This window comes from Bdellovibrio sp., assembly GCF_036384735.1.
GTDB lineage: Bacteria > Bdellovibrionota > Bdellovibrionia > Bdellovibrionales > Bdellovibrionaceae > Bdellovibrio.
In genome coordinates this window covers 115,912-139,114 of the sequence record NZ_DASVLT010000007.1, presented here as the reverse complement: position 1 = coordinate 139,114, position 23,203 = coordinate 115,912, and the positions used below count along the sequence as shown (strand labels likewise).

Here is a 23,203-nt window from a genome sequence, read left to right as displayed (position 1 = left end):
TTAACTTCTCCAACGAAGTTCAGTTTCTTTCACGGGATGTTGGAACGGACGACCCGCTTCCAAAGCCTCATGATATTCTGTCTTTAAAGCATAATACCATTTCGCTTGTGTGTCGGCGTCTTTGATCAGCATCAAGCTTGGGTCATATTTCAGACCCTCTTGTTGTTTTGTGACAGCGTCCATATCTTGACCCAAGAAAACTTGACCGAATTTGCGAATCGCTGGCTTCAACAAAGACAACCAAGGGATATCCCAATACACCAACTGAGTGATGCGTGTGTTTTTCTCATCCACAGGAGTTAACGCCGTATAAGAATAGAAATTGCGACGACCCACTTCGATGTGCTCAATACGAACACATGGTAAAGTGAATGTGATCTCTGTTGTCGGAACTCCGCCCAGCAGACGATATGCTTTAGAGTTTTTAGAAGGTTGATGGCGAACCATCGCAAAACCGAAATCCACCGGAGCAAATTTCTTTTTCTTTTCCAGCATTGATTTTTCAGAACGCCAGAACCAACTCTTATGAACGTAAGGACCGTGAGCTGGGTCCATCAAACCGATCACCGCGTGATCAACGTGGCAAGGGAAATTCACCACGAAGGTCATCTTTGGTTTCACGTCACTACCAAATGCCTTCATCACCGGAGGTTGTGGTGCTTTGCTCATATCGAAATTTTTGTCGCCTACAAAAACCCAGATCAAACCTTGTGCCTCGTGAACTGGGTAAGAGCGCACTTTGATTTTGTTCGGATTTAGATCTTGATCAGGAAGCAAAGAAGGAATCTCTGTGCAAGTACCTGTGCAATCAAATTTCCAACCGTGGTATGGACACTCCAATTGATCGTTTACGACTCGACCATAACTAAGTGGAATTCCACGATGAGGACAGATATCCCGCATCGCCGCTACTTTTCCGTGAGAGTCGCGATAGAAGACAATCGGCTCGTTCATGATTTTACGAGCTTGAGGTTTTTGTCCAATCAACTCGTGACTTGGCAAAGCCACATACCAAACATTTTTCAAAAAGCCAGAATACATAACTCAATTCCTAAAAAAGAAGTACTGAGAGCCTGTTTGAAAGGTCCGATACAATGTCAGGCTCTAGAAAGATGGTTCTATTAGAGCCATCCTCGAGGGGCAAGAAGAAAGCCGAAGTCTTTATTTTCCGAGGCGTTTTTCAGCCAATAGGCAGGTATTTTGTAAAAGAGTTGTGATGGTCATTGGCCCCACGCCTCCTGGAACAGGAGATGCTGCTTGAGCCCATCCTTTGAGCTCTTCGAAACGAACGTCCCCCATCAATTTTCCACCCTGGCCGGATCCATGCATACCGACATCAATCACGATGGCGCCTTGCTTGAAGTCCTCTTTGCCCAGAAGGTGCGGTCTGCCTGCTGCAACCACAACAAGATCTGCCTGACGAGTGTATTCCGAAAGATTCTTAGTTTTCGAGTGACACAAAGTCACCGTGGCATTGGCCTCCATCAACATGTGAGCCATTGGTTTGCCAACGATATTGCTACGACCCACAACAACAGTGCGCATTCCTTCAACATTGATTTTGTAGTGCTTAAGAATCGTCATGATTCCCGCAGGAGTACAAGGACTCACGAACGGTCTTCCCGCGAAGAAATATCCTAATGAGTTGTATGTCAAACCATCAGCATCTTTCGCCGGAGAAACTAATTTCAGAACCTCATCGCTACTCAGGTGTGAGGGTAATGGAAACTGAACCAAAATAGCATCCACATGATTGTCGACGTTCAATCTTTGCAAAACTTCATTCAATTCATCCTGTGTCGCAGAGGCTGGAAGAGCATGAATTGTTGAGGTCATTCCCAAGGCTTCACAGGCTGTCTTTTTATTTCGAACATAGACATGACTTGCTTTATCCTCACCGACAATGACAACCGTCAGATGAGGGGCGCGTCCGGATTTTTCTTTGAATGCTTGAATTCTTGGGACAAGGGATTCTCGAACTTCCTTAGATACTACTTTGCCATCTAAAACGAGCATCGCGACACCCCCATTTTGCTAAGGCTTAAATTTCACGTATTTTCCAAAGAAATTCAATGCTTTAGTCAATCCTGACCAAATCCAAAATAAGCTCGTCGAGTCATTTTATGCTTGCTTTGAACCGGGCATTTTTGTACAAGTTCTTAAAAACATTAGGGGATTTGAAATGGCAGACAAAGTTAAGCTCTCAAAAGACGGCAGTTCCATCGACTTCGTTCAGTCTGACAGTCTTCCGACGTCCCTAAAAAAGTTCCGTCAAAGCCCAGAAATCGAGGGCTTCTACCGCTTCGTTTTCGAAAACGATCTTCAAAAAGAATCTTACGAGATCCTGGATCGTATCATTCAACAACGTAAAGCCAAAAAAGCTGGCGCGAAAAAAGAAGCTGCCGCCGCTGCCAAAGAAGAAAAGGCTGCTGCGAAAAAAGCTGAAGCTGTGAAAGCTGCTAAAAAGAAATAACTTATCAAAGTCCGGACCTCCGGACTTTGTTTTTTGTATAATCCGTTACATCCTCGCCCATTCATTGCTTTCTCTAGTCCGCACTAGGAGAAACAATGAAACCTCTTTTAAAAAATAAAAAAGGCCAAGGCCTCATCGAATATCTCATCATCGTCGCTATTGTTGCAGTCGGTAGTATCGCAGTGATCAAAGTAGTTGGCGCGAACATCGACGTGCAATTTGCAAATGTTGCCACGGCCTTAGGCGGAACTGATTCTAAAAAGAAAAGTGCTTATGAAGTCACTGAGGGTTCTTATAAGAAAAAGGACTTCAGCAACTTTTTCGAAGACTCAGTAAACACGAAAAGCAAAAACCAACAATAGTTATGTTGCATTTTCTACGAAACCGAAATGGGCAAGGTATTTTGGAAAGCCTTCTGGCTTTGCCACTTGTAATCTTGTCCACATCCTCCATTTTATTTCTCTGCTATCGAGGAGTTGTCTACTTCTATGCCGATTTCTATTTGCATGAAGCTTTGATTTGCACCGATGAAAGTTCAGATCGTTCCTGCTCACAAGAATTGGAAAACAAGCTGAATGCCGTTCTGATCGGCAATGAAAAATCAACCGCTCGAGTTCATCGGGGGCCTCGGGAGGCACAGGGTCGTTTGGAAATTCATTTTCCTTTTATCGCATCTAATTTCGGGCCACCGCTGGTGATAGAGAAACGCTTATCCTTTCCGGTCAAGGCGGACTAGATGTCCACGTTATCAGTTAATAGCAATAAACTTCGACGACACAGAAGCATTCTATTGTTACGAAATCAAAAAGGCTTTGCCATGGCGGTTATCATGGCTTTGCTTCCCATTCTAATTTCAGCAGTTCTTGCTACCTTCGGAGTGATCACGTTCACACAAACCGATTTACGGCTGAAATATATTTGCCGACGTGAAAATATTCAAACTCAAGAGCGAGCGGCAAAGCTTTTAAAAAGTTTGCTAACAATGAACCCCGAAGCCAGTTATTTACAAAAGCGACTTAAGACAGCCGTTGCAGCTTGCGGATATACAGGCGCTGGTTGTGCCGAACTCACTCGAGTTCGAGCAACAATTGTATTGTTCAAAATTAGACAGCAGCAATTGATCAGTCAGGCAAATATCATTTTACAACAAGGATATCACCGAACCCTCACGCATATTTCTCGTGAAGGACGCGATGTTGTGAATTCGGTGCCCTTATTTAAGGGTCAATTCAATTTGACGCCGGGATCGGGGCCTCTATTGGCTATCCGTCCGGAGGCAATGGCCGAACCTCCGACATACAGCCCTGTGGAGAATTTTTCTGACAGGCAAGCTTTGGAACATCGCTGGCAATACCGCCTCACCACTTCGCAGCCACTGAATATCTTTCTAGATCAAAGTTTCCACTTTGATAAAGGCTGCTCGGTGACTTTAAAGCAGGATGGTGACGAATGGGTAACTCAAATCAAAAAGGCCAAATCCTTGTCGAAGTGGCTTTAGTTTTTCTTTTAGTAATTTTGATTTTCTTCGCAGCCTTTAGCCATTTAAGCCAAATCAAAGCACACCAACAAAAATTCCAATTCACTAAGGAGTCCCCTCGTGGAAAAGCTTCGTCAACTCAAGTTCGATACTAAATTACTTCTTATCTCTTTCTTGGGATTTGGTGTTCTTTCATTCATTCTTACTTTTTCAAAAGGGACGCCTCCTGCGCCTGTTCCAAAAGAAGATGCACCCAGTTCCGTAGACACTTTTATTCCGAAAGGTTTTGTTTTGGTTCCTCTTGAACTGGCAAATGCTGAATCGCTGGGTTCGCTGGTCAGTGATGTGGGTGGTGTTGTGGATTTATATTTGGCAAACAAGGACGGCCATAAAAGCGGATTAAAAATTGCTTCCCGAATTAAGCTTCTGCGTGCGCCGCTCAATCCGCAGCAATATGCCGTACTAGTGAAAGAAAATGAAAGCAGTCGACTGTTAAGCATGACGGGCCCCTTTATCGCTGTGGTTCAAAATCCCGACAGCAAGGGAACTGAAGTGGCCCAAAGTAAAAAAACCTCAATCAAAATTGACTATCAAAATTAGGAGCGTCAGATGAAAACATTAAAATATATTTCAGTCTTTGTTCTTTTGACGACAAGCCTGCATTCATTTGCAGAAGATATTTTGATTCAAAGTCCCGGCGCAAGCCCAACGATTTTCAATGAAGTAGCGCAAAACACAAAAAGTGTGATGACCTATATGAACTTGCAAATCTCACGGGCCCGCAAAAACCCACTGCAAGAGGAAACTCTGTTCCGCCTGAGCGATCAACTCGATCGTCCCACCTCCGATATTTTAAAATCTCTTGAAAGTATTCAATCACAAGCTCCTTTGACTGAAACAAGTCTTCACTTTGTTCATGATTTGAGCGAGAAACTTCTGACTCATCCACTAAGTATTTCAGATGCAAAGACGCTTAAACTTTTGAACTGCAAATCTGCAATGTTAACTGAACAGATTTATCCAGAGTCATGCAAGACATCGAAAGTAGACCTTCAGGCAATACATAGACAATGGCCTCAAGCTCAAACATTGATGGTGGAAACCCAAACCTTTGCTATTGATGGAACGACATATCCAAGTATATTGCCACTAACGAATTATCATTGGACGTTGTTGTCTAATTCACAAAAGCCCTTGCACTATTACGGTACTTACGAAGGCTTCTTGCAGCAGGCTTTCGGCATGGAAAACCTTGTCGATGGATCTTGCGAAGGCTTTTCGAACAATATCGATGACTTTGAAGTGTCATCACAGGCTCTGGTGTTTTTCTCTAAAGAATGTACTAAGAAGCTTGTTCATATCGAGCAAAAAACTTCCTTTGCAAATTGGCTTGAGAACAATAAAAAGTGGGTTTACCCAACCGCTGGTCTTTTAATGGGTGGCGCAATTATCGCCGCACAAGGCAAGACGATTGTCATCGACAAACCTTAGAGCAAAGATTTCCCGCAGAAAACGACTTCCTTAACGACTCCCTCTTCAATAAGAGAGTACGAATTTGGAGCATACTGAGCATCTGGATGGGCATGAGTTTGTTCAATCGAACCAGTGAAAGCGCGAATACGATCTTTTGCGCTTTCTTCCAAAGCTTTTTGATTTGCCACAAACGATGGTGGCTCTACGGGACTATCGCAACCAAATGAAATTGGAATTTGGGCCGCCTGCAATGCTCCCCATGGAAAAACATAGCGATAAAGATCGCGCAACTTTTCCTTCAACCATACACGATCACTCAGCCAATGACATGGTTGCATGTGACAGCGAACGTGCAGTGGCTTCATCATTTGTATTGTTTCCGGACGCAGAACTTGCACATGCTCCAGATTCAAACGCCCTACGAACCCCTGTGCAGAGATTTTTCGCGCTAAAGCCACGATATCATGAGCAGCCTCATCACCGATAACATGTACAGAAATCTCGAGACCTGCTTCCCAAGTCCTTTTGATCATCACCTCCACATCAGATAAATTCCAAAGAACTTTTCCGCGAGGGCCATTGGGCAAGCCGTGATAAGGCTTCGATAAATACGCAGTCTCTGATCCTAAGGAACCGTCGTAGAAAAATTTGATTCCTCTCGAACGAAGCAGAGCTGTCTCGTGCTTTTTTGCGTACAAAGCAAGTTTCATCGCGTCTTCAAAACCTTGAAGATCATAACAGGTGAAATTCTCTTCTAGTGCTACTGTCAGACGATTTTCACCTTCTAATTCAGTTAAGGAATTCCACAAAGATTCACTGCCGGTCATATCGCGCACGTGAGTAAAGCCGGCATTGTTATAGACTTTGCAGCCAGCAAGAATATTATTTTTTTGCTGAGACGGAGTGAACTTCGGTAAGCGGTCCCAAGACTGCAAATGCACTGTCTCTGTAAGAATCCCTGTCTCTGAAGTAAGGCCCAGCTCTTTCAGAGCGGCGGAGTTCACCCATGAGGCATGACCATCACCTTTTGCAAGATACACAGGCTTATTTGGAAATAGCTTATCAAGAAGATCTTTATGCGGAGCCGAAGACCACTGACTGTCGTGCCATCCAAATCCTACAATCCAATCGCCACGCCGAAAAGACTCTTTAGAAAGATCCCAGTTGGTGATGTCTTCTGCACTTTTCAATGATTGCAAATTCAAGCCTGAGGCTAATTCACCGGTTGCCAGAAAGTGAGTGTGACTGTCGTAAAGACGTGGAATTCTAAAAAGCATAAGGCCCTCTGTTTTATCAGAGAGCCTTACTTTTTTTAAGTTTTAATTTCTAAATTAGCGACCTGTACCGATTGGAGTCACCGCAGTCACGCCACCAGTTGGAGTTGGGACGACACCCGTGCCGATGACACTTCCTAACGGAGTCACCGCTGTCACACCACCATTACCGATCAATGTACCCGTACCCAATGTCGATACGCCACCTAGGCCAAGAACTCCACCGACACCGCCGCCGATGTAACCTGTCATTGAACCTGTGCCGTAACCGTACATAACCTGCTGCATTCTAGCCATCAAACCGTACAACTCTGTTTGCAAGCTCGCATACACTTGTTGTTTTTGCATTTGTTGCTGAACGTAAGTTTGTTGTTGTTGCATGTAGGATTGGTACTGCTGCATTTGCATTTGCATCATCTGTTGTTGCATTTGCAACTGGCCAAGACTTCCAGCAACGCCGCCAAGACCCATCATAGAGCCGTCCATCATTGAGCCCATCGGCATTCCCATCATGCCGCCAGCAACACCACCAAGCATCGATCCCATAGGCATGCCCATCATCGCACCCATCGGCATTCCCATCATACCGCCGGCCATTGAGCCCATCGGATAACCCATCATTGAGCCCGCCATAGATCCCATCGGCATGCCCATCACGCCACCTAAGATACCACCGGCCATTGAGCCCATTGGCATTCCCATCATGCCGCCGGCCATTGAACCCATTGGATAGCCCATTCCTGTGCCCATCATAGAGCCCAATGGATAACCCATACCCATAGAACCCATCGGCATACCCATCATACCACCAAGAATGCCACCAGCCATGGCACCCATTGGATAGCCACCGGCCATAGCGCCCATTGGATAACCACCACCAGCCATAGAACCCATCGGCATACCCATCATGCCGCCCATAACTCCGCCGATCATATTACCCATTGGCATACCCATCATGCCACCCATCATTGGGTAACCCATCGCTCCCGCGTAAGGACCGCCCAAGCCCCAAGGACCAGCAGCACCCCAAGGACCCATACCAGGAAGGAACATGCCTCCCATCAAAGAAGGATTCATTCCCATCATTGCATATGGGTTCCCCCACATACCGTTACCCATTGCGCTTCCGAATGGACCTTGCATGCCGTAAGGACCACCGTTGTTACCAGCACAACCAAATGCACCAGCACCGATACCACCGCCGATGGCACCATAAATTCCGCCGCCACCACCAAGAGCTTCTTGCATACCTTGCGCGAAGAACGGCATACCGTAACCCCAAGAAGGGAACGGATTTGTTGGGTAACCTAGATTTGCGTTTGAGTCAGTAACCATCTGATTCGTTTTATAACCCATGTATGTCGCCATACCGCCTAGAAGGACGTTACCGACAACACTGCCCCAATCAGTCTCTGGTTTTTGATAAGTGTAACCGTTGCCAGTCAAAGCACAGTTTTCACAGATGCCACCTTCAAGATTATTTGCCATTGCTTCTTTTTTCGCGTCAGCAGCATCTTGTCTAGCATCTTTAAGACGATCCTTCTCACTCTTGATTTGACGATCAAGAGCTGCGATTTCACGTTTCAATTTATCTTGTTGAATTTTTTCTTTTCTATAATCAACTAGGGCCTTCTTACAGTCTTCAATCGTGTAAGCACCTTTGTCTTCAGCTCTGAATTTTCTTACAGCACATACGGTGCCAGAGACAGAACCCAATTTAGATTTGTCACAAAGCTGTGCCCACTCATTGATTTCAAATGGAGTTGTTTCTTCAGTCGCTTGTGCCTGAACACCTACTGCAGATCCACCTTCGTCAACCGTTACAGATGAGCCACCGTCGTCACCCTTGCTGTTCGCATCAGCTTGGCCAATTCCTTTATACTCGTTACAGTTTCTGCCCGAGTCGATGTGGTTGATAACGAAATCTGCATAGTCTGCGCTCAAGACACCATTGATTGCATTTTTAGAATCGCGCATATCGCGTGAAGCTAAACGACTCAGCTCAGTTTTCTTTTGTTTTTGTTGTTTCTGAAGATCAATAATGGATTGCTGAATCTCTTTTACTTCATCGTCTTCGCTAGAAGCACCAGCGCCGGCGCCGTATTTGTAAGGGCAAGATTGCATTCCACCCCACATGCCATATCCATAAGAACCAGCGAATTGTGCATGGGCAACAGTTGCGAAACTCATCAGCATGAGTGGCGTTGCAATGCGAATCCAAAGCTTCATAATTGATCTCCTGAAAGGATAAAACTTCTATATCGTTCTACTCATCGTCAGGATTGGACTAGGACTTGACTCAAAATCAGGCAAATCTATGGAAAACATGTGCAAACTGGACTGTCGATCAGCATCGGTTTACTCAGATTTTCGGTCGTCATCCGTGACAACAAGAGGACTCCTTGCAAATTCCTTTGCACTGCCCTTTTTGAAATCCTACACTATTCAATATGACGAAGCACACGATTCTTTGTGTAGATGATGAAATAGATAACGTAGACGCGTTGGAACGGCTCTTTCGTCGTAAGTACACTGTACTAAAGGCCACCTCAGGAAAAGAGGCCCTTACCGTCCTCGACCAAAATCCAGGACTACTCGCACTCATAATTACAGATCAAAGAATGCCGGAAATGACGGGGGTGGAATTTTTAGAGAAAACTCTAGAATCTCATCCTGAGACAGTTCGTATTCTTCTAACTGGATACACCGATCTCGAGTCTGTGATCATGGCCGTCAATAAAGGACAGATCTTCCGCTACCTCACGAAGCCGTGGGACCCTGTGGATTTGACGAACACAGTCGATCATGCCATCGAAAGATTTGCGATCGGCCAGGAGCTCAAACAAAAAAATGCCGAGCTTGCGAAAGCTCTTGAGGAATTGAAAAGCCTTGATGTAGCGAAATCTAACTTCATGATTTTGATTAATCATGAGTTGAAAACTCCCCTGACATCTATTTTGAGTTTTTCATCTTTATTGTCTGAGTCAAATTTGAATGATGAAGACAAGTTGATGGTGAATCGAATCACGCGAAGCGCAGAGCGCCTGAAAAATCTTGTGGAAGATGTCTTGTTGATCGTGCGTGCAGAGACAAATCAATTAAAGATCGATACTCAGAATATTGCTTTCACTCAATTTGATGACATTCCAAAAGATTTGCAAAACATGCTGACACAGAAGCAGCAAACTGTTGTTTCCAAGCTTGAACCGATCGCCGTGAAAGCGGACGTGCGTTTGATCAAACAAGTGATGCAACGATTGATTCACAATGCTTCGAAATTTGGAAATGAAAGCAGTGAAATTCATATTGAAAGTATGAAGAACGGCAACAATCTGCGCTTCATTGTTTCGAACAAGGGGCCTCACCTGCCTTCAACCGTGGTAGAGAAGATCACGAAGCCTTTTTATATTGATGAAGATGTTATGCACCACTCGACGGGAACAGGTTTGGGACTTACGATCTGCCAATCGATTCTGAAATCTCATAACTCGTTCTTACAATTTAAAAACACCGGCCAAGGGGTGATGGTGTATTTCGATTTGGCCTTGGCATAGCCTGCCGAATCCCCGTGTCCGAAGACAGGATACAAACCACAGGTTGAAGTTCTAATGAAAGGCCTAAACATTGCTTTGGGCCTTTCTCATGAAAACTCTTACCACCTTCCTATTTTTATCTATTGCAACCCTTCCCGCCTGGGGAAAAGATCTGACATTGACGTTGGGTGAAACACAAGGAATTCCACTTAAAGGATCTGCTCAGGTTTGGATTCAAGATAGTCAAATCTTGCAGGCCGATTCTACCGGAGGACGAGTCAGCTTGAAAGGTCGCCATGAGGGGCAAACCACCGCGCGCATTGGAAATGAACTTTTTCGTGTTCAAGTTGTACATCCTGCAAAGAAGGAGATATTCAAAAACCTACAAGACAGCCTCCGCAGTTTCGTCGGCCTACAGGCCGAAATCACTGACGGGGACCTACTTGTCACAGGACGATTGTATCGCTTCGAAGAGTGGCTTCGCCTGGCTGAAGTCATCAGGGCCACTTCCATCAACTATCAGATGCGTGCTTCTATGAGTGAGCCATTACAAAAAGAAATTCAAAAGTATTTTAATGAACTTTTTGAAAAAGCAAAAATCCCTCCACAATCTGTGATTTTTGAACCCGCACCGGAAGTGCGTGTGACGGGATCAGCACTCGCACTGAAGAAGTACATTTCTTTACTTCGTCCTTTTGGCATTCAGGTTATCAAGGATGAACAGAGCCTTGACATCGCACCGACAGTGAAAGTTCAGATCACAGTGGCAGAGGTTGATCGGGATTTTAGCGTCGCCCATGGGGTTCAATGGCCGGAATCGTATAAAGCCACGATCTTCGGTTCTGGGGGCGCAAGCCTAAGTGACTTCGAACTTTTTATTCGCGCCAACGAATCCAACGGGAAAAGTAAAATCTTAGCGAGTCCAAATCTTCTCTGCCGTAGCGGTAACGAAGCAGAATTTCTCGTGGGCGGAGAAATTCCTATCAAAATCATCAATTATGAAGTTCACGACATCGTTTGGAAACGCTATGGCATTCTCTTGAAGGTCAAACCCAAAGCAGATGCTGCCGGGCGCATCAGCCTGTCGATTGATACTGAAATTTCTAAGTTAGACATGGCTCACAAAGTTGACGACATCCCAGGAGTTCTAACGAATCGCGTTTCAAGCCATTTTGACCTTACAGGAAGTCAGACAATTGCTCTATCGGGTCTCATTAAAAATGAAGACTCTAAAAATTCGTCTGGCATTCCGGGAATTTCAAGCATTCCAATTCTAGGAGCACTTTTTGGAAGCAAAGATTTTGCTGAGAACCGCTCGGAGCTTGTGATCTTCGTTCGTCCTTCCATCATGAAGGCTGGCGAGGAAATGGATTCACCCGAACACGTTGGAGAAATCTAGTCATGGTTGAACAAGCGAAAGAAATCTATGACCTGATTCAAAACGAAATCTCCCGTTTGCCAATGAACGAGTTTATGCTTTCAACGGATGAAGAGAATGTCCTTCGTTCAAAGAAAATCGATATGGTTATTGACGATCAATTAAAAAGCAAAGAGGCCTCTTTGCAAAAACGCGTTCGCGCGGAATTTGAATCCTGGGGACCTCTTGAAGATCTTATGACTGATGAAGGAATCACGGAAATTCTCGTCAACGGCCCTCAACATATTTGGTTTGAAAGATCAGGAAAGCTGCATCGCCACGAAGACCTGTTCTTTTCAGACCTGAGCTTTCGCAACTGTCTAGAGCGAATTTGCCAACGTTCGAATGTGCATATCTCTGTGGAACAACCTTGTGCCGACGGGCAATTTATGGATTTTCGCTTGTCCTTGATAGGTGCGGATCTGACACAGTCTGCGCCGCACTTATCATTGAGACGCCACCCTAAGAATCCATGGACATTCCAAAAATTGATGACACATGGTTGGTGCGATTCAAGTACATTTAGAATTTTGCAGCAAATGACGAATGAGCGAAAGAACTTCCTTGTCGTCGGTTCGACGGGATCAGGAAAGACATCCGTGTTGAACTCATTTCTGAACCTGCTTCCTGAAAATGAGCGTGTTGTTGTGATCGAAGACACCTCGGAAATTTGTCTTCCCAATAATGCCAGTATGAAATTGCTGACTCGAGACGATCCTCATGGATTATTGCCGACGGTGGACCAAGCACAGTTGGTGAAACGGTCTTTACGTTTGCGACCAGATCGGATTGTCATGGGTGAAATTCGGGGATCTGAGGCAAAGGATTTTTTAATGGCCCTAGCCACCGGGCATAACGGAAGTTTTGGGACTTTGCACGCGAATGATGCAGCCCAGGCGTTGATTCGCTTGGAAATGTTGATTCAAATGGGCGCACCTCAATGGAGTTTGACGGCCATTCGAAGATTGATTCAGCTCTCCCTGGATAACATTGTTGTTTTAGGACGAGCTGAATCAGGTCAAAGAATTCTTAAGGGTGTGTATCGAGTTTGTTCACTGGAAGACCATGGCTTCCTAGTGGAGCGTGTGGACTCGTAATTGGTAACACCTCGGCGTCTTCTGCGCCTAACATCTCTTCTGAATGTGTGATTCCCGCGTCCTCACGAGCAAGCTCTTTCGGATTGCTAAAGAACTTTTTGTTCAGATCATCAATCACTTGTTTCTTGCTGTTCTCTGGCGTGTTTCTATACGTCGCCGCTGGAGTTGGTGTTGGTGTTGGCGTCGGCTCTGCACCCTGCGCTTCGTTGGATTCAGCCAATGAGGCCGCCTTCAGCTTTTGCGCCGCTTTACTTAACGTAATGCGATCCCCTAACGAATTGCGACCTTCTGGTCTACCCGTTAGTTGCGCGCCTGGACGTGCCGGTTGTGAAGACGCGATGTCTGCAACCGACGTTCTGGCACTGGCTGGAAGAATACCGCTGATTTTGTCCATTCCACACCTCCGTGTGTGTTCGAGAAAGCCATCCTAGCCTTCACAAACCACGTATCGGTATGAAACGTTCGAACTTGAGACATTTCTGTGATTACTAGACCTTCCTCTAGAGCCGCGCCGCTGCTGCGAAGAGCAAGGTGTTGTCAGCGCCCCTTCCACAGAATAGATTTCTGCAACAGCACCAACTTTTTCCGCGGAGGAATCGTGATCTACGAACTGACAAATATTAACTTCATCAAAATGCTTAATAATCTAACTGCAATTCTTGACAAAGCAGCCGCTCATGCAGACGCGAAGAAATTCGACATGGAGGTGTTGTTGCAATCACGTTTGGCTCCCGATCAATTTCCGTTGATGCGCCAAATTCAAATCACTTGTGATACAGCGAAGTTGGGTGCTTCTCGTTTAACTGCGAAAGATGCTCCAAAGCACGATGACACAGAAAAGACTTTGGCTGAGGCAAAAGCGCGCATCGCAAGCACGATCTCTTACCTTCAGTCACTTTCCCCTGCTGACTATAAAGAGGCAGCAACTCGTCATGTGACAACTCCACGTTGGGAAGGACAATACTTGCTTGGTGAAGAGTTCGTTCTTCATCATATGATTCCAAATTTCTATTTCCATGTGACAACGGCTTATTCAATTATTCGCCATAATGGTGTCGATATTGGTAAGAAAGACTACTTGGGCGCAATGCCATTCAGAAAGTAGAAATAAAAAAGGGACCGTGAAGGTCCCTTTTTTTTTAAACAGAATAGAAATTCCAAGGACTGGCCGGGTGCCCTAGAAGTCTTTCACAGATGCGCTTCACTTGCGGATCTTCTTCGCCGGCCCAGAAGGTACGACCAATTAAGAAACTTAATGCAAACTCACGCCAATCTTTGAATTGGTCCACGACTAAAGGAGCCATCTTTAAGATCTCTCCCCAAGCTTCGTTATCATCTAGATATCCGGCGACATACGACAGACGAGCCACATGAACCAAGCGCGCCGCGTCCCAGCCAAGAATTCCGCATGAGCCAATGAAACGATCCGTTTTTCTCATCCATGTTCCCAACTCACGATAATTGTCGTCGGTCATTTGCATGTCTTCGCCTTCGGGGAAATCGAAGTTGAAAATCTGTTTAAACTTTTCCAAAGCCATTGCATCCATCAAACCATTTGCAGGGATGCAGTTTTTAAGAACATTGAATTTCGTTCTATGACCTTGAGTTCGAATGTTTTCGATGACCTTCAGAGCAGAGGCTTTGTCAGATACTTCCCAGAACTCTTCCAGGATACCGATGCAATCAGTGCGAATTTCAGCTCCCCAGTTCATATCAAGGCGGAAAAAATACTCGCCTACTTCTTCGAGAACTTGTTCGCGCATGTCTGGTGTCAGCTCTTTGCCGTCTTGAAGATCCGAACCGATGACATCATACAAATCATCAAGAACGTGATTCTCTTCAACGAAGACAGCAGCCATGGCCATCATCTTTTTTTCTAAGTCTGTTTCGGGAAGTACGCGTTGCATATCTTCATTCAATTACGTTTCCACTCTAATATCAATGTGTTAAATTGGAAGTCTATGTTGAAGAAGCTCTTGTTTGGCTTTGCGGCCCTCTTTCTGATTCTAGTTGGCTCTTTAATTTTGATGATGGGCTACGTCTTCAATCATCCTCAATCCATTTTTGATGCCTTTAATTCGGTAACCTCAAAGCTCACCCAGGGTGAACCCTATGAGGAAAAAAGCGAATTCTTTTTACAGGGGATCAAGACTTTGCACTTCACTTCCGGACGCGCCAATTTGCAGGTCATTCCCTACGATGGTCCAACTTTGAAAATGGAACTGACGGGAAAAATTCCACGCTTTGAACGTGGACCTTTTATCGCTCAAGGTGGAAGCCCGACCCATTTAGTGTTAGAGATCCACGAGCCTCTTGCCAGTAACTGGGTTCACATCAACATTAACGGCCATGAAAGCAGTTCAGTTTCTGATTCCTCGTTGCTAGCAAAAATCTATTTGCCGAAAACTTATCAAGGTGAAGTCACAGTGGAAAACATCGAAGGTTCGGTGGAAGTTTTAATGCCGAAAGGAAAACTGTATGAGTTTGACCTGCAATCAGGAACTGGCAAGATCGATAATCAAATCGCGGGACAACCTTTAGAAGGTATTAATCCCGCAGAGGTGGGCAAGATGCATATCGTGACCACCTCTGGGAATATTTTAATTAAGAATGCTTTTTAGCTTCCTCAAGAGCCTTCTCTGCAAGAGGGCTCAAACGGACACCGACTTCCGCCAACTGGTCACGATTCACTTCACTTGGACAATCTGCCATTAAGTCTGTCGCTTTCGCAGTCTTAGGGAAGGCGATCACTTCACGGATCGCATCTGTTTCACAAAGTAGCATCACCAAACGGTCTAGACCCCAAGCGATACCGCCATGAGGAGGTGTGCCGTATTTCAATGCTTCAAGGAAGAAACCAAACTTGTGCTGAGTTTCTTCTTCGCTCATGCCCAACAAACGGAACATCGCCTGTTGAATTTCGTTTCTGTAAATACGAATAGATCCACCACCCATTTCGTAACCGTTACAAACAAGGTCATAAGCTTTCGCCAAGATCTTGCCATAGGCCGCTTCGTTATTGCCAAGCAAGTCATCGAAGTAAGCATCTTGCGGTGAAGTGAATGGATGGTGACGAGCCACCCAACGCTTTTCATCCGGAGAGTACTCGAGCAATGGGAAGTCCACAACCCACAAGAAGTTGTACTTGGATGTGTCGATCAAGTTCAATTCTTTACCCAAATGCATGCGCAAAGTAGACAACGAAGCACAAGCGACTTCGTAATCGTCGGCAACAATCAAAGCACAGTCACCAGCACCAGCGCCCACAGCTTTAAAAATCTCTGCTAATTTTTCAGGGCTGAAGAATTTAGAAACTGGGGATGAATAGGTTCCATCCGCTTCCGCTTTAATCCAAACAAGGCCCTTAGCACCTGCACGTTTCGCCATATCAGTCAATTTATCGAACTGACCGCGAGAGTATGCGCCCCCCTTAGGGACTGCGATACCACGCACGATTCCGCCACGAGCCAGAACGTCGTCGAAAACTTTGAAACCAGAAGTCCCTACTTCCGCAGAGCCGGAGGGTAGACCGGTGACGACGGATTTCAAATCTTTGATCTCCATACCGAAACGCGTGTCAGGTTTATCATTACCATATCTGTCCATCGCATCTTGAAAAGTCATGCGAGGAATTTCTTTAACGTCGATGCCTTTGATCTCTTTCCAAATCATGCGCAACATTTTTTCGTTCATTGCCATGATGTCTTCTTGGTCGATGAAAGACATTTCCATATCGATTTGTGAAAACTCTGGCTGACGATCCGCACGCAAATCTTCATCGCGGAAGCAACGAGCGATTTGGAAATAACGGTCATAACCAGAGATCATCAACAACTGCTTCAATGTTTGCGGCGATTGCGGCAAAGCATAGAACGTTCCTTGATTCACACGTGAAGGCACAAGATAGTCACGCGCACCTTCGGGTGTGGATTTGTAAAGAATCGGAGTTTCAACTTCCAAGAAACCGTTATCAGACAGGAAACGACGAACGATCTGTGCCACTTTATGACGAGTCACCAAGTGATTCGTCAGACGTGGTGAACGCAAATCAAGATAACGATATTTCAAACGCAACATTTCATTAACGTTTGTGTCACTCACCTGGAACGGTGGTACGGCAGATTCATTCAAGATCTCGCAACGAGTCGCTTCGATCTCGATCTCACCTGTTTTGATTTTTGTGTTCTTCATGCCTTCAGGACGTGCACGCACGATACCCTCAACAGCAAGAACGAACTCACCACGCAAATTTTTAGAAGCAGCAGTCTCGGCTTTATTTGGATCCAAAACAACTTGTACGATCCCTTCACGATCTCGCAAGTCGATGAAAACAAGGCTTCCGTGGTCACGGCGAACATCCACCCATCCCATCAGAACAACTTTTTGACCCACATGAGAACCGCTCAATTTTCCGCAGTACTCCGTCCTCTTTAACTGGCTTACGAATTTCATTTCTCGAACCTTTTTGTGAAGGGATTAACAAGCGCTGACGCGCGCTTCTTTGGGCATACTGTCACTCATAGAGGAAACAGTCAAAAAGCATCTGTTTATAGCAGCAAAAATTAAATGTTATGGGGGACCACTCACGGGCATTTTTGTGCGCCTAGGCTTAAGGCTCGCTGCACTCCTCCACCGGAAAATTCAAAAGCTTTTTTTCATTGGGTGATAGAGCTATACTCGAAAGCTCTCGGCTTGTTTTGAAAGGACGTTTTTCCATGCCTAAATTTACCATTGACCATCAAAGCTCGCAAAGTGCCCAAGTCGCTTACTCAAAAATTAAAGAATTTTTGGCTAACGATCAGGACATCCGCAAGTTTGATCCTAAAATTAATTGCCAGTTTGACGATGGTGCAATGAGTTGCAAGATGAACGGCTCGCAATTTAAGGCTGACATGAATGTTGCCGCTGCGGGCAATGGCAGTAAGGTTACCGTCATCGTGGATCTGCCTTTGATGCTCACTCCCTTCAAAGGTAAAGTTACCGAGACATTACAAAAGAAACTTGCTAAATATTTGTCCTAGGCTCTATGGCGAAAACTAAGGCGAAGACATCCTCTTCTTCAGACACTTCGAAAAAGAAAGTCGGTGCTGCTAAAGCATCGACAGGGAAATCTACGCCTTCAGCGTCCGCCGACAAGCCTGCCAAAAATGCAAAAGCAAAACCCGATAAGACAAAGTCCGAAAAAGAAAAAGTAGCTGTCAAACCTGTTGTCGCGGAAATCGTCGAGGACGTGGATCACGAAGGTCTTCATACTGGCGAGGCAGAAAAAGCTTACGCCGTTCCATCTAATGAAGATCAAGATTTTGAAATCCCGGAAGATGCTAAAGACGACAAGCAACTTGTGGTTGCTGATTCCTCAAAAGCCATCACTTCTGCCGATCCTTTGGTGATGTATCTGAATGAAATTCGCAGATATAAAGTTCTAACTAAAGAGGAAGAAGCCGCAGTTGCAAAAAAATATTTTGAAACTAAAGATCCTGAGGCAGCTCAGGCTTTGGTAAAAGCCAATCTTCGTTTCGTCGTAAAAATCGCCGCTGAATATTCTAAATTTGGCGCGAAGATGATTGACCTGATTCAAGAAGGCAATGTCGGACTTATGCATGCTGTTCGCGAATACAATCCCTACAAAGGTGCGCGCTTAATCACCTATGCTGTGTGGTGGATTCGCGGTTACATCCAAGAATATCTTATGCGCCAATATTCTATGGTCCGCATCGGCACCACTCAGAACCAAAGAAAGCTTTTCTATCAATTACAGAAAGAAAAAGAAGCTCTGGACGCCATGGGAATTGAGCCGAACGCTGCTTTGATCAGCGATCGCTTGGGCATTCCCGAGGACGAAGTCCGTGATATGGCGATGCGCATGTCGGGTCGCGATGTCAGTCTCGACAAGCCCCTCGATGAGGAATCTGGAACAAGCCTTGGAGATCTTCAACGCGATACTTCAGGTCAAAACCTGGATGAGGCTCTCGCCAACGAAGAACAGCTGGATATTTTGAAGAGAAAAATTGAAGAAATCCGTCCTGAACTTTCTGATCGCGAAAAAATTATTCTCGATGAACGCATACTGAATGATGAGCCACTGACTTTGCAAGAGATCGGCGAAAAATATGGCATCACTCGCGAAGCCGTTCGACAAATGGAAGCTCGCTTGATGAAGAAGATCAAAGCGAAAATGGAAGAACAGATCTAGAATCTATTTGGAGTATCAAAGACTCCATCCACTTGATATTCATCTATTTCAGGTCTATCTGGCAATTTATCATCCACGGCTGCATCTGAGCGACATGTTTTACTATGCATTTCCAAACGCATGATATCGTAGATCTTCGCATTGTCAGAGTAATACTGACAGGCACGGATACCTGGGATATTTCGTGTCGAGTTGGCCCTATGCAAGTCCTCTTCATTCATAGGAGTCGAGATGTTGGGAACAGGCTCTTGAGATGTCGATATTGACGGCGTCGCAGCCCGTATATACTGAGGAGCAAGAGCAAGAAGCACCCAAAGAGCTTTTCTCATAACTACCTCCACATCATCACTTTACTATAATTAACCGAGAGATATTTAAAACTGTCATATCACGCAGGACACGGCAAAGATCCGATGGCCTTAGGTCAGAAGGTCAATTCGTATGAGCCAAGTTTCATTACTTTCGGATTTTCCACGGCCGATTCTCTTTTTGGTTGCTCTGCATGAACATCTTTGAAAAAGATTTGAGTCGATCCCTCTTCGGCATTTGCACCTTTAAGGATCATGAATACGCCCATAGCCACGGTAATTAGTTGGATTAGCTTTTTCATGTATCTGATCATACGTAAGCGCAGCAAATCTTCTCCACTCATATTTGACGCATCTCGAGACCTACTTCAAGAAACTTACAAAATAAAAATCTGGGCAGGCGCAAGGAACCAGCCTAAAATATCTAAACATTGAGAGGCGGAAATGCAGAAATTAAGTACCTTGAAGGAAGCCGAAGATTTTATTTACTCTCGCTTGGGAAAATCGGTAGTACTTGCCACTCCCTTGGGTCTCGGTAAGCCAAACCAATTGCTTAATCTCGTTTATGATCGCGCAAAGAGAGATCCCTCTATTCGACTGACAATGTTCACCGCCTTGTCATTGGATATTCCTGATCCGTCGTCTGATTTAGAAAAACGTTTCGTAGAGCCCTTTTACAAAAAACACTTCGGCGAAAATTATCCACGACTGCATTACATTCAAGATTTGCACAAAAACCAAGTTCCCAAAAACATCACATTGCACGAGTTCTATTTTCAAGCAGCGACACTTCTTCACAATCTCGAAGCACAAAAAAATTATATCAGTTTGAACTATACCCACGTTGCACAGAACATTTACAATCTAGGGACCAACACCATTGTTCAATTAGTAGCCGCTTCGCCTGATGGAAAGAAGTTTAGTCTAAGCTGCAATCCCGACTTAACCTTAGACGTTTACGACATCTACAAGAAACACGACAAGCCTCTGTTAATGGTCGGAGTCATTCATCCAGACCTTCCATATCTTGGCGGGGATGCAGAAGTGGATGCATCGTTCTTTGATGCATTAGTGGAATCTTCTGAAGTTCGCCAAACGTTGTTTGCTCCACCCAAGGTGCCTGTGAACTTTGTGGATCATATGATTGGCTTCCATTCTAGCCGTTTGCTTGTTGATGATGGCACTTTGCAAATCGGTATTGGCTCATTATCAGATGGCTTGGTCTATTCCGCATTGATGCGCCATCATCAAAATGACAAGTACAAATCCATCTCTCGCACATTCGATGAAATGTTTGCTCCCCCTGTGGGAATAAGAACTTCGGATTCAGTTTTTACGGAGGGTCTTTACGGCACAAGTGAAATGCTAATGGACGGCTTTATGAACTTGCGCAAAGGCGGAATTTTAAAGCGTATGATTCTGGATCGTGACGAATCCGCAAAGAGATATCTTCATGGAGCTTTCTTCTTAGGATCTAAAGACTTCTATGATTGGCTTCGCAATCTTTCCGAAGAAGACTTTGACGGACTGTCGATGACTCGTGTTTCTAAGGTCAACGATCTTTACGATGCTCACGAATTGGCATTACGTCGTCAGCGCAAGAATGCCCGCTTTTTTAATACCTGCATGACAATGAACCTTTTAGGCGGAGCCGCGTCTGAAACTTTAAGCAACGGCCAAGTAGTTAGCGGAGTTGGTGGACAATACAATTTTGTCGCAATGTCAGCTGAACTGCCAGATTCCCATTCCGTATTGATGATGAAAAGCACGCGTACAAAAAAAGAAAAACGCACTTCAAACGTTGAAATCAACAACGCTCACATCACAATTCCACGCCACTTACGTGACATCGTAGTGACCGAATATGGAATCGCCTCTTTAAAAGGACAAAGTGACAGCGAAGTTGCAAAAAGGATTTTGGCAATCACCGATTCGAACTTCCAAGAAGAACTTCTTGATGCGGTCAAAAAAGAGGGCAAGATCGAAAAAAATTATCAGTTGCCCGAACAAGTCCGCAACAACACCCCCGCACGCTTGAAAGAGTTTGCAGAAAAAATCAACGCGAAAGAAAACTTCCCAGTTTTTCCCTTTGGGAGCGACTTTTCTAAGGATGAACAGAATTTGCAAAAAGCTTTGCTGTTCTTAAAGGACAGTCCTCCGCAAAGACTTATCGGCAGCCTGTTGAAAGGATTCTCGACGTCGGATTCAAAATGGAAGTCCGAACTAGAACGAATGGGCTTTCAAAAAACTGAAGGAATTCAGGAAGGGATCTTCCGCAACCTTCTTTTAGGCGCATTAGAAAGTACTAGCTCGGATTAAATTTTTTGAAATACTCGAGAACGTACTTCTCAAAATCCGGCTCTGTCACAGTTTTATTGAAAAGTTCGCGCAGTTTGACATTTGCCGGGTCGCGCTTAAATGCCACGCCATAGCGATTCATCGCCACAATCTTAGGATTGATTTGCAGTTTATCGGCAAACTCTTTCAGTCGCGGATCTGTTGCCATTAAATACTTAAAGATGTGGGCATCAGTAAAAACATAATCAATTCGTTTGTTCGCAAGCTTCAAGAGATTGGAAGCGTCGTCTGGCGCTGCTTCCAACTTCAAACGACTTTCATCATAGATTTTTCGAACTTGCGAACGAATCGTATAGCCCTTGACATTGCCGCCGCGGTATTTTGCTAGATCCTTTGCCTCTTTCCACACGATCGGCCGGTCTTTACGCTCAATGATGACCCAAGGCGTTTCATAAATGATAGTTGAAAGATCCAGGCCATCGACAAAATCGTCATCAGCAAAAGAAGGAAAAAATCCGGAAACATTGGGACTACGGAAACGCAACGTTCGAATCCTTAGAATCGGCACGATTAAAACTTTCAGATCGTAGCCCATTTTTTTAAAAATTTGAGTGAGGGCATAAACAGCGGCACCCTGCTCAGGCATATTGTCAGAAATAAATGGAGGAAGTTCGAGGCTTTCCACGACCACCTCGCCCTTAGAGCCATCAAAGGCATAGGCTCTAGCAAAATGACTCGACAAGATTAAAACCAGTACGATCAGATATTTTGTCATAGGACATGATTTATAAATAAAAATGGGAGTCTTATCTAGACTCCCATTTATTAAATTATCGAAATAAATCTCAAGTCGAAATTACGCGATCTCTAGCTCACCTGCGCCGATCGTCGCAGCCAATTTTGCACGCAATCTTGCCACAGCTTGAGCATGAAGTTGGGATACGCGGGATTCAGTCACGCGCAGAACTTGCCCGATCTCCTTCAAGTTCAAATCTTCATAGTAATAAAGTGAAAGCACCAAGCGTTGTCTTTCAGGAAGCTCTTCAATCGCTTGAGCGACAACTTCTTTGATGTTCTTTACATTCAATTGATTGAACGGAGAGTTCGTTCTAGAGCCTTCCAAGATATCCATGATGGATTTCTTGTCAGTGTTACTGAAGGTTGTTGCTTGGTCGATTGGCAACAAGCTCACCGGACGAACTTGGTTTACAAGGTCATGGAATTCATCAATAGAAACATTCAAAGCCTTTGCAACTTCTTCGTCGGTTGGTGTACGGCCTAGATCTGCTTCCAATTGAACCATTGTCTTATCAAGAAGCTTCGCCTTATCACGGATCGAACGAGGAACCCAGTCTTGTGCACGCAACTCATCAAGAATCGCACCACGAATACGGAATTCAGCGTAGGTTTTAAATTTATTATCACGAGTTGAATCGTATTTCTCGATAGCATCCATCAAACCGATAACACCGGCAGAGATCAAATCATCAAGCTCGATATTAGAGGGAAGGCGCACTGCGATCTTCTGAGCGATGAATTTAATAAGAGGAGCATATTCTTTAATTAAGTCGTCTTTTTTTGTGGGTGCGAGCTGACGTGGCTCATCCTTGTACTTCTTCAACAATACCGCATTTTTCCCCATATTTTTCCCTCTTAAAAC

25 protein-coding genes are annotated in these 23,203 nt (G+C 44.8%); 14 read left to right on the top strand and 11 right to left on the bottom strand.

Translation table 11 applies throughout. From position 1 onward, the window contains the following. Both VF412_RS01325 and VF412_RS01320 read right to left on the bottom strand, forming a co-directional pair. Window positions 1-1,041: an aromatic ring-hydroxylating dioxygenase subunit alpha gene (locus VF412_RS01325; protein ID WP_331337389.1), complete on the bottom strand. Its 1,041-nt coding sequence runs from the start codon at window positions 1,039-1,041 to the stop codon at window positions 1-3. Between the two features lie 120 nt (window positions 1,042-1,161). After that, window positions 1,162-2,016 carry a bifunctional 5,10-methylenetetrahydrofolate dehydrogenase/5,10-methenyltetrahydrofolate cyclohydrolase gene (locus tag VF412_RS01320; RefSeq protein ID WP_331337388.1) on the bottom strand — a complete coding sequence of 285 codons (855 nt, stop codon included), beginning with the start codon at window positions 2,014-2,016 and terminating at the stop codon, window positions 1,162-1,164. A 166-nt stretch (window positions 2,017-2,182) separates the two neighbouring features. Here VF412_RS01320 and VF412_RS01315 point away from each other — a divergent pair, with 166 nt between their 5' ends. From VF412_RS01315 to VF412_RS01290, 6 genes are all read left to right on the top strand, one after another. After that, a complete protein-coding gene (locus VF412_RS01315; protein ID WP_331337387.1) occupies window positions 2,183-2,473 on the top strand; it encodes a hypothetical protein in 291 nt (96 codons plus the stop codon). A gap of 95 nt (window positions 2,474-2,568) precedes the next feature. After that, complete coding sequence (locus VF412_RS01310; protein ID WP_331337386.1) at window positions 2,569-2,835, top strand: hypothetical protein; 267 nt, start codon at window positions 2,569-2,571, stop codon at window positions 2,833-2,835. Window positions 2,836-2,837: 2 nt separating this feature from the next. Further along, window positions 2,838-3,209 (top strand): hypothetical protein, encoded by a 372-nt coding sequence (locus VF412_RS01305; RefSeq protein WP_331337385.1) that lies wholly within the window; start codon window positions 2,838-2,840, stop codon window positions 3,207-3,209. After that, the gene (locus VF412_RS01300; RefSeq protein WP_331337384.1) at window positions 3,210-3,971 is read left to right on the top strand and encodes a hypothetical protein; all 762 of its coding nucleotides are present in this window, start codon (window positions 3,210-3,212) and stop codon (window positions 3,969-3,971) included. 99 nt (window positions 3,972-4,070) lie between these two features. Next, a complete protein-coding gene (locus VF412_RS01295) occupies window positions 4,071-4,550 on the top strand; it encodes a hypothetical protein (protein WP_331337383.1) in 480 nt (159 codons plus the stop codon). 9 nt (window positions 4,551-4,559) lie between these two features. Beyond that, the gene (locus VF412_RS01290) at window positions 4,560-5,441 is read left to right on the top strand and encodes a hypothetical protein (protein WP_331337382.1); all 882 of its coding nucleotides are present in this window, start codon (window positions 4,560-4,562) and stop codon (window positions 5,439-5,441) included. Here VF412_RS01290 and VF412_RS01285 read toward each other — a convergent pair. Together VF412_RS01285 and VF412_RS01280 are read right to left on the bottom strand one after the other, a co-directional pair. Continuing rightward, on the bottom strand, window positions 5,438-6,700 hold the full coding sequence (locus VF412_RS01285; protein ID WP_331337381.1) for an amidohydrolase: 1,263 nt from the start codon (window positions 6,698-6,700) through the stop codon (window positions 5,438-5,440). The genes VF412_RS01290 and VF412_RS01285 overlap by 4 nt on opposite strands. Window positions 6,701-6,754: 54 nt before the next feature. After that, window positions 6,755-8,926: a hypothetical protein gene (locus VF412_RS01280; protein WP_331337380.1), complete on the bottom strand. Its 2,172-nt coding sequence runs from the start codon at window positions 8,924-8,926 to the stop codon at window positions 6,755-6,757. A 221-nt stretch (window positions 8,927-9,147) separates the two neighbouring features. Here VF412_RS01280 and VF412_RS01275 point away from each other — a divergent pair, with 221 nt between their 5' ends. The 3 genes from VF412_RS01275 to VF412_RS01265 all read left to right on the top strand — a co-directional run bounded on the left by VF412_RS01275 (window position 9,148) and on the right by VF412_RS01265 (window position 12,744). Continuing rightward, window positions 9,148-10,251 (top strand): hybrid sensor histidine kinase/response regulator, encoded by a 1,104-nt coding sequence (locus VF412_RS01275; RefSeq protein ID WP_331337379.1) that lies wholly within the window; start codon window positions 9,148-9,150, stop codon window positions 10,249-10,251. A gap of 88 nt (window positions 10,252-10,339) precedes the next feature. Then, window positions 10,340-11,629, top strand: a complete 1,290-nt coding sequence (locus tag VF412_RS01270) for a pilus assembly protein (protein WP_331337378.1) — start codon at window positions 10,340-10,342, stop codon at window positions 11,627-11,629. Between the two features lie 2 nt (window positions 11,630-11,631). After that, complete coding sequence (locus VF412_RS01265; RefSeq protein ID WP_331337377.1) at window positions 11,632-12,744, top strand: CpaF family protein; 1,113 nt, start codon at window positions 11,632-11,634, stop codon at window positions 12,742-12,744. On the opposite strand, the gene VF412_RS01260 is transcribed toward VF412_RS01265, so the two are convergent. Next, window positions 12,677-13,138 carry a hypothetical protein gene (locus VF412_RS01260; protein WP_331337376.1) on the bottom strand — a complete coding sequence of 154 codons (462 nt, stop codon included), beginning with the start codon at window positions 13,136-13,138 and terminating at the stop codon, window positions 12,677-12,679. The two genes, VF412_RS01265 and VF412_RS01260, sit on opposite strands and share 68 nt — an antisense overlap. A gap of 204 nt (window positions 13,139-13,342) precedes the next feature. Between VF412_RS01260 and VF412_RS01255 the strand changes: the two genes are divergently transcribed. Next, on the top strand, window positions 13,343-13,849 hold the full coding sequence (locus tag VF412_RS01255; protein WP_331337375.1) for a DUF1993 domain-containing protein: 507 nt from the start codon (window positions 13,343-13,345) through the stop codon (window positions 13,847-13,849). Between the two features lie 34 nt (window positions 13,850-13,883). On the opposite strand, the gene VF412_RS01250 is transcribed toward VF412_RS01255, so the two are convergent. Then, the gene (locus tag VF412_RS01250) at window positions 13,884-14,651 is read right to left on the bottom strand and encodes a DUF1266 domain-containing protein (RefSeq protein ID WP_331337374.1); all 768 of its coding nucleotides are present in this window, start codon (window positions 14,649-14,651) and stop codon (window positions 13,884-13,886) included. A gap of 54 nt (window positions 14,652-14,705) precedes the next feature. Between VF412_RS01250 and VF412_RS01245 the strand changes: the two genes are divergently transcribed. Further along, window positions 14,706-15,365: a hypothetical protein gene (locus VF412_RS01245; protein ID WP_331337373.1), complete on the top strand. Its 660-nt coding sequence runs from the start codon at window positions 14,706-14,708 to the stop codon at window positions 15,363-15,365. Here the strand turns inward: VF412_RS01245 and aspS are convergent. Beyond that, the gene (aspS, locus tag VF412_RS01240) at window positions 15,349-17,196 is read right to left on the bottom strand and encodes an aspartate--tRNA ligase (protein ID WP_331337372.1); all 1,848 of its coding nucleotides are present in this window, start codon (window positions 17,194-17,196) and stop codon (window positions 15,349-15,351) included. The two genes, VF412_RS01245 and aspS, sit on opposite strands and share 17 nt — an antisense overlap. 263 nt (window positions 17,197-17,459) lie before the next feature. Here aspS and VF412_RS01235 point away from each other — a divergent pair, with 263 nt between their 5' ends. Continuing rightward, window positions 17,460-17,765 carry a polyhydroxyalkanoic acid system family protein gene (locus VF412_RS01235; protein WP_331337371.1) on the top strand — a complete coding sequence of 102 codons (306 nt, stop codon included), beginning with the start codon at window positions 17,460-17,462 and terminating at the stop codon, window positions 17,763-17,765. A 5-nt stretch (window positions 17,766-17,770) separates the two neighbouring features. After that, window positions 17,771-18,937 carry an RNA polymerase factor sigma-32 gene (locus VF412_RS01230; protein WP_331337370.1) on the top strand — a complete coding sequence of 389 codons (1,167 nt, stop codon included), beginning with the start codon at window positions 17,771-17,773 and terminating at the stop codon, window positions 18,935-18,937. Here VF412_RS01230 and VF412_RS01225 read toward each other — a convergent pair. Continuing rightward, window positions 18,934-19,266 carry a hypothetical protein gene (locus VF412_RS01225; protein ID WP_331337369.1) on the bottom strand — a complete coding sequence of 111 codons (333 nt, stop codon included), beginning with the start codon at window positions 19,264-19,266 and terminating at the stop codon, window positions 18,934-18,936. The genes VF412_RS01230 and VF412_RS01225 overlap by 4 nt on opposite strands. A 95-nt stretch (window positions 19,267-19,361) precedes the next feature. Then, window positions 19,362-19,547: a hypothetical protein gene (locus VF412_RS01220; RefSeq protein WP_331337368.1), complete on the bottom strand. Its 186-nt coding sequence runs from the start codon at window positions 19,545-19,547 to the stop codon at window positions 19,362-19,364. Between the two features lie 142 nt (window positions 19,548-19,689). Here VF412_RS01220 and VF412_RS01215 point away from each other — a divergent pair, with 142 nt between their 5' ends. Further along, entirely contained in the window at window positions 19,690-21,564 is a 1,875-nt protein-coding gene (locus tag VF412_RS01215) for an acetyl-CoA hydrolase/transferase C-terminal domain-containing protein (RefSeq protein WP_331337367.1), read from the top strand. Here the strand turns inward: VF412_RS01215 and VF412_RS01210 are convergent. Together VF412_RS01210 and VF412_RS01205 are read right to left on the bottom strand one after the other, a co-directional pair. Beyond that, a complete protein-coding gene (locus VF412_RS01210; protein ID WP_331337366.1) occupies window positions 21,551-22,318 on the bottom strand; it encodes an ABC transporter substrate-binding protein in 768 nt (255 codons plus the stop codon). The two genes, VF412_RS01215 and VF412_RS01210, sit on opposite strands and share 14 nt — an antisense overlap. 81 nt (window positions 22,319-22,399) lie before the next feature. Continuing rightward, window positions 22,400-23,185, bottom strand: a complete 786-nt coding sequence (locus VF412_RS01205; protein ID WP_331337365.1) for a FliA/WhiG family RNA polymerase sigma factor — start codon at window positions 23,183-23,185, stop codon at window positions 22,400-22,402. Window positions 23,186-23,203: the final 18 nt, after the last annotated feature.